Below are 6,020 nucleotides of genomic sequence, written 5' to 3'. Positions count from 1 at the left end.
CGCTGACTCACATAAAGTTACACACCACCCACAACAAACACAAACCCCCAGCACAATCGGCATTTTCGCGCCACCGTAACGGGGCGTGAAATGGGTGTGCTGGGGGCGTCGCCAAGCAGCGCTAGTAGAGCTCCTCTTCCTGCGTGCGCTCGATGGTCGCACCGAGGGCTTGGAGGTTCTCCACGAAGTTGGGATAGCCGCGGTCGATGTGGAAGACATCGTGCACCGTGGTGATCTCGTCGGCGCACAGCGCGGAGAGCACCAGGCCGGCGCCCGCGCGGATATCGGAGCTCCACACGTGGGTGGAGGAGAGCTTCTCCTGGCCGCGGATGACCACGTGGTGGCCGTCAACTTGCGCATCGGCGCCGAGGCACAGCATTTCGTCGACAAAACGGAAGCGAGACTCAAAGACGTTCTCGGTGATGATGGTCGTGCCCTCCGCCACCGCGGACAGCCCGATGGCCATCGGCTGCAGATCAGTGGGAAAGCCCGGGAAGGGCAGGGTCTGGTAATCCACCGCGGTGGGGCGGCGATCCATGCGCACGCGGAAACCGTTGGTATAAGCCTCAATCTCCGCGCCGGCGGACTTGAGCTTTTCCAACGGCAGGTGCAGGTGCTTCGGGTTGATGCCGCCCACGGTGATGTCACCGCGCGTCATCACCGCGGCATAAGCCCACGTGCCGGCCACGATGCGATCCCCGATCACCTCATGCTCGGTGGGCTCGAGCTTGTCGACGCCCCGGATGGTGATAGTCGAGGTCCCCTCCCCCTCGATATCCGCGCCCATCTCCTTGAGCATCGTGCAGAGATCAACAATCTCCGGCTCGCGGGCAGCGTTATCCAGCACCGTCTCCCCCTCCGCCAGCACCGCGGCGGTGAGAGTGTTTTCGGTAGCACCTACCGAGGGAAAGTCCAGCTTGATGTGCGCGCCGTGCAGGCGCTGGGCCTCGGCCACCACCGCGCCGTGCTCGATGCGAGTCTTGGCCCCCATCTTCTCCAGGCCGGACTGGTGCATGTCCAGCGGGCGCGAGCCAATGGCATCGCCACCCGGAAGGGCTACCTTGGCGCGGCCGCAGCGCGAGGTGAGCGGGCCAAGCACGCACACGGATGCGCGGAATTGCCGCACGGCGTCAAAGTCGGCGTCGGAACGCAGCTCGGGGGGCGTCGTAATGCGCACCGTGTGGCCGTCATTCACTACCTCGCAGCCGAGCCCCTCAAGGACCTTGCGCATGAGGGGAACGTCGAGAATTTCAGGGCAGTTGGTCAGAGTGGTCGTGCCCTCGGCCAGCAGGGCTGCGGCCATGAGCTTCAGGACGCTGTTCTTCGCGCCATCGACCTTGACCGCGCCCTCAAGGCGGGCACCACCGGAAACAATAAATTGATCCTTCACACCTGACCAACCTACCGGGGATCAGGGCAGAGCGCCGATCCGGCGTGCCGCGTTGACCGCCTCGTAGCGAGTGTGTGCTCCCAGCTTGCGCATCACCGAGCGCAGGTAGGACTTCACGGTTTCGGCACCGATGCCCATCTCCTCCGCGGCCTCCACGTTGGTGTGGCCCAGGGCCACGCAGGACAGGACGTCGAGCTCGCGGGCGGAGAGCTTGGTGGACTGCTTGATGCGCACCGGGGAGACCATCTGGTCACAGAGAACCTCCAGCTCCTTGCGCAGCTCTTCATCGTCGACGCGGTTAGCCAGCATGCGCAGCTTGGAGTGCGTGGAGCGAACCTGCTCCCACTCCGCGCCGTTCATGACGTGGCCGCGGGCGGCGCCCGCCTTGCCGCCGTCCGCGCGGCGCAGTGCGGAGTTAACCGCGAGATCCTGCTCCAGGCAGCGCGCGGTCATGGTGACCTCCTCGATGACCTTGTCACCCAGGCGCACCGGGGAGTGCACACCGACGTAGAGGACGCCACGAATTTCGCGCTGCACGGTCACCGGCACCGCGACGATAGAGTGCAGACCCTCGTCCTGGATGTGACGGTCGTTTTCGTGAGAGATGGTGGTCGCGCGCATGTAATCGGACACGCCCACCGCGCGGCGGGTGCTGATCACGCGGCCGCCTACGCCGACCCCCGCATCAATCACGAGGTTTTGCAGCGCCGGGGTGCGCAGGCCCACCCACTGGGTGATCTGCAGGCGATTATCCGGCAGCAGGGTTCCATACATCGTGACGGGGATACCGGTGGCAGTCTTCAGGGAAGAAAGGGCTGCGCGTACGGATTCGTCGTCATCTTTGAGTCGGTGCGGCTCCATAGAGACTCTCTCCTAGTCGGGGGTAACCAGTAGGTGTCCCCATTCCCGCCACTTAGTGCGGGGGTGGACGGACACTAGTGGGGAATTATAGCGGGAGGACGGGGGTAATTCCCAATCGGACCCCAGCGTTAGTCTTGCGATAATCCCCACATTCAATGCCCGAATGATCGGTTCAGTTGCAACATACCGAGCGGTCTAGTACGGGGGTGTAGAGTGCCTACACGTCAACGATTTCAACTAAAGGAGCATCCGCATGACTGTCTACAACAACATCCTCGAAACCATCGGCGGCACCCCGCTGGTGCGCCTCAACCGCCTCACCGAGGGCCTCGACGCCGACGTTGTGGTGAAGGTGGAGTCCTTCAACCCGGCCAACTCCGTCAAGGACCGCATTGGCAAAGCGATTATCGACGCCGCCGTGGAATCCGGCGAGCTGAAGCCCGGCGGCACCATCGTTGAGGCCACCTCCGGCAATACCGGCATCGCCCTGGCTCTGGCCGGCGCCGCACTGGGCTACAAGGTCATCCTCACCATGCCGGAGACCATGTCCGTGGAGCGCCGCGTGCTCCTGCGCGCCTACGGTGCCGAGATTATCCTCACCCCGGGCGCGGCCGGCATGCAGGGCGCGGTGGACAAGGCCAACGAGATCCTGGCCGAAACCCCGAACTCCATCCTCGCCTCCCAGTTTGCCAACCAGGCCAACCCGAACATCCACGAGGCCACCACCGGCCCGGAGATCTGGAACGACACCGAGGGCAAGGTCGACGCCTTCGTCGCCGGCGTGGGAACCGGCGGCACCATCACCGGTGTGGGCCGCTACCTCAAGTCCAAGAACCCGGACGTATACCTCGCCGCCGTCGAGCCGGCCGCCTCCCCTGTTCTCAGTGAGGGCCACGCAGGCCCCCACAAGATCCAGGGCCTGGGCGCCAACTTCGTGCCGGAGGTCCTCGACCGCACCCTGCTCAACGAGGTCTTCACCGCCACCGACGAGGAGTCCGTCGCCATGGCCCGCAAGCTGGCCACCGAGGAGGGCCTGCTGGTGGGCATCTCCGCCGGCGCCAACGTGGCCTCCGCGCTCAAGCTCGCCGCCCGCGAGGAGTTCAAGGGCAAGACCATCGTGGTGGTCGCCCCCGACTTTGGTGAGCGCTACGTCTCCACAATCCTCTTCGAGGACATCCGCCGCTAAGCGCCGACTTCTAGAGCCATACCACTAGAGCTGCACCCCGCGGCCCAAGAAAAGCACCCGGTAACCCACCGGGTGCTTTTTGCTTCTCTGGTTGTTTCTTGCCGATAGGATAGTGCGCATGCACATCCTCAAGATGATCCGTGAAGACCTCGCTAACGCCCGTGACCACGATCCCGCCGCCCGCGGCGATGTGGAAAATGCGATCGTCTACTCAGGCCTCCACGCCATTTGGGCCCACCGCGTGGCCCACTGGATGTGGCAACGCAACTGGCGCGGCCCCGCCCGCGTGCTAGCCCAGTTCACGCGCTTTCTTACCGGCGTGGAGATCCACCCGGGTGCCACGATTGGCCGCCGCTTCTTCATCGACCACGGCATGGGCATCGTCATCGGTGAGACCGCGGAGATCGGCGACGGCGTCATGCTCTACCACGGGGTGACCCTGGGCGGACAGGTGCTCACGCAGACCAAGCGCCACCCCACGGTGGAGGACAACGTCACCATCGGCGCCGGCGCGAAGGTGCTCGGCCCCATCACGATTGGTGAGGGCAGTGCCATCGGCGCCAACGCGGTGGTGACCAAGGACGTTCCCCCGGGCCACATCGCGGTGGGCATCCCGGCGAAGTTCCGCCCACGCGCCCGCGAGGAACGCATCAAGCTGGTCGACCCCGACCACTACATGTAGCTGTTAAAGCTCGCCCTCGACGGCCGTCAGGCGCTTGTACTCGGGGTTCTTCTCGATGAACCGGGCCACCGCACTGCAGCTGGCGATGACCTGCCGGCCGGCGGTGGAATCATCGTCAAGCGCCGCCTTAATGAGCGGCTTAGACAGCCCCTGGCCCTGGAAGGCCTCATAAATTTCGGTGTGGGTGAAATCGCGCGTCGTGGCGGTGTCCACATAATCGGCGTGGCCGGCCTCTTCCCCGTCGACGGTAATGACGAAGCGGGATTTATCTGTCTGATGTGCAACTGTGGAAGTCATGGCCCCATTAAACCAAAGAAACCCCTTCCGAAGAAGGGGTTTTCCTTGTGGCCAGAGCCAGGATCGAACTGGCGACCCCACACTTTTCAGGCGTGTGCTCTACCGACTGAGCTATCTGGCCAGAAGCCACATGGACTTCGGCGACCCTGACGGGACTTGAACCCGCGACCTCCGCCGTGACAGGGCGGCGCGCTAACCAACTGCGCCACAGGGCCTTTATTCATATGTATGTGCTCTCTGGCACGGATAGTTACTTTACAGAACCCCGCTACACTCGCCAAATCTGCACGTCATCACGCATTTTCCGTACATCAACTACGCCTTGCGACGCCCAGAATTCTGGGACACACATGCCCTGCGGGCCTAAATCGAACGGGTTCTGTTTTCAGTACATGCTCGTTAGCGCTTCCAGGCGCTAGCCGACGGAGCGCGGGGCGGCGCTGCATCCGACCTCCACAAAGTGCCCAATACCAGCATGCTTGTGAAGCTGGAAGCCCGTCGGCCAAATCAGACATTTTCGGGGCCTGGGGGATCCCCCGAAAATCTTTTTCAGAGCGAGCGAAGCGAGCCCCACCCCACCACCACCCTTGAACAACGCCATCACTACAGCTGCCCTGCCCAGGGCGTGGGGCAAATGAATTAGACTTGGATGCTTGAAATCTGCATGCCTTATTGACTATCATTTTCATAACTGCCGTCTACCGATATACAGGGAGCAATGAAAAACAAAGCTAAAGCTATTGCCTTGGCCCCCACCCTGGCCGGCGCTCTACTTATTGTCCCCCCGCCTACTGCTAACGCAATAGATTGTCAGGCGACGGGTTACCCAGCGGGCACCGGATGTGTGGGGCTACCTCCGGAATTTGGAATCTCTGACGCCAAAGCCTCACAGGTGAGAGCATGGTCCAAATGCCTGGCTGGAGTCACGGCTGCCGCGATTCCTTATGCCCGAGCTGTGGCAACCGTCGCAAAAAAGCTTTCAGAAGGTGCCGTAGTTGTAGGACTATCGGGGTACGCAACATGTGATCTAAATGCAATCAGAGGACGTTAAAGTATGGATACAGAAAAGTTTTCACTCACTGCCCTAAGCGTATTAAGCGTGGTCGCCATAATTGGTTGGGTCAGCGGTGAGTACCTATGGGCAACTAAAATCGTGGCAATAGCAGGGGCCGGTTTTTTCGTGTCCGCCTACTTAAACGGGAGGAAAAACAGGGCCAGAGAGGGCGACAAAGAACTCTCCCCAGAGTAATCCGCTCTAGCCAGACCGGTCCCGGTCCCCCACTGAACATAAAGCGACTTGCCTTGCCTTGTAAGCAAGTCGCTTATTTTTGCGGCTCGAAGAGAAAAAGAGACATCGCCAGACAATCCAACTGGGGCCAGGACCAACTCGCCGACACCAACTACACGCACTCAATCGGCCTCCAAAAAGGCCAGATCTAACCCCCTGCGACACGCCGAACCAGACACACATTTTGTCGTTTAACCCTCGTTTAACCCGAGAAGCACAAAAGCGCCAGCCACGCTCTCGTGAAGCTGACGCCTTCTATTCGGCGACCCTGACGGGACTTGAACCCGCGACCTCCGCCGTGACAGGGCGGCGCGCT

Annotated in this window: 6 protein-coding genes and 2 tRNA genes; 3 read left to right on the top strand and 5 right to left on the bottom strand. The window is 62.0% G+C overall.

The annotated features are described in order from the left end of the window. Positions 1 to 121: 121 nt before the first annotated feature. Positions 122 to 1,390, bottom strand: a complete 1,269-nt coding sequence (gene murA, locus Q4E25_RS11400) for a UDP-N-acetylglucosamine 1-carboxyvinyltransferase (RefSeq protein ID WP_303157224.1) — start codon at positions 1,388 to 1,390, stop codon at positions 122 to 124. Between the two features lie 21 nt (positions 1,391 to 1,411). Next, the gene (ramA, locus tag Q4E25_RS11395) at positions 1,412 to 2,251 is read right to left on the bottom strand and encodes an acetate metabolism transcriptional regulator RamA (RefSeq protein ID WP_303157223.1); all 840 of its coding nucleotides are present in this window, start codon (positions 2,249 to 2,251) and stop codon (positions 1,412 to 1,414) included. A gap of 253 nt (positions 2,252 to 2,504) precedes the next feature. Here ramA and cysK point away from each other — a divergent pair, with 253 nt between their 5' ends. Next, on the top strand, positions 2,505 to 3,437 hold the full coding sequence (cysK, locus tag Q4E25_RS11390) for a cysteine synthase A (RefSeq protein ID WP_303157221.1): 933 nt from the start codon (positions 2,505 to 2,507) through the stop codon (positions 3,435 to 3,437). Between the two features lie 118 nt (positions 3,438 to 3,555). Continuing rightward, on the top strand, positions 3,556 to 4,119 hold the full coding sequence (gene epsC, locus Q4E25_RS11385; protein ID WP_303157219.1) for a serine O-acetyltransferase EpsC: 564 nt from the start codon (positions 3,556 to 3,558) through the stop codon (positions 4,117 to 4,119). 3 nt (positions 4,120 to 4,122) lie between these two features. Here the strand turns inward: epsC and Q4E25_RS11380 are convergent, their stop codons facing one another. From Q4E25_RS11380 to Q4E25_RS11370, 3 genes are all read right to left on the bottom strand, one after another. Continuing rightward, positions 4,123 to 4,416 carry a GNAT family N-acetyltransferase gene (locus Q4E25_RS11380; protein ID WP_303157217.1) on the bottom strand — a complete coding sequence of 98 codons (294 nt, stop codon included), beginning with the start codon at positions 4,414 to 4,416 and terminating at the stop codon, positions 4,123 to 4,125. A gap of 48 nt (positions 4,417 to 4,464) precedes the next feature. Further along, positions 4,465 to 4,537: transfer RNA gene (locus tag Q4E25_RS11375), tRNA-Phe, on the bottom strand. A 20-nt stretch (positions 4,538 to 4,557) separates the two neighbouring features. Next, a tRNA-Asp gene (locus tag Q4E25_RS11370) sits at positions 4,558 to 4,631 on the bottom strand. Between the two features lie 839 nt (positions 4,632 to 5,470). On the opposite strand from Q4E25_RS11370, the gene Q4E25_RS11365 reads away from it, so the two are divergent. Continuing rightward, positions 5,471 to 5,665: a hypothetical protein gene (locus Q4E25_RS11365; protein ID WP_303157215.1), complete on the top strand. Its 195-nt coding sequence runs from the start codon at positions 5,471 to 5,473 to the stop codon at positions 5,663 to 5,665. The last annotated feature ends 355 nt before the right edge of the window (positions 5,666 to 6,020 follow it).

It is taken from the genome of Corynebacterium sp. (assembly GCF_030532325.1).
Taxonomy (GTDB): domain Bacteria; phylum Actinomycetota; class Actinomycetes; order Mycobacteriales; family Mycobacteriaceae; genus Corynebacterium.
This window is presented reverse-complemented; position numbering and strand designations above follow the sequence as displayed.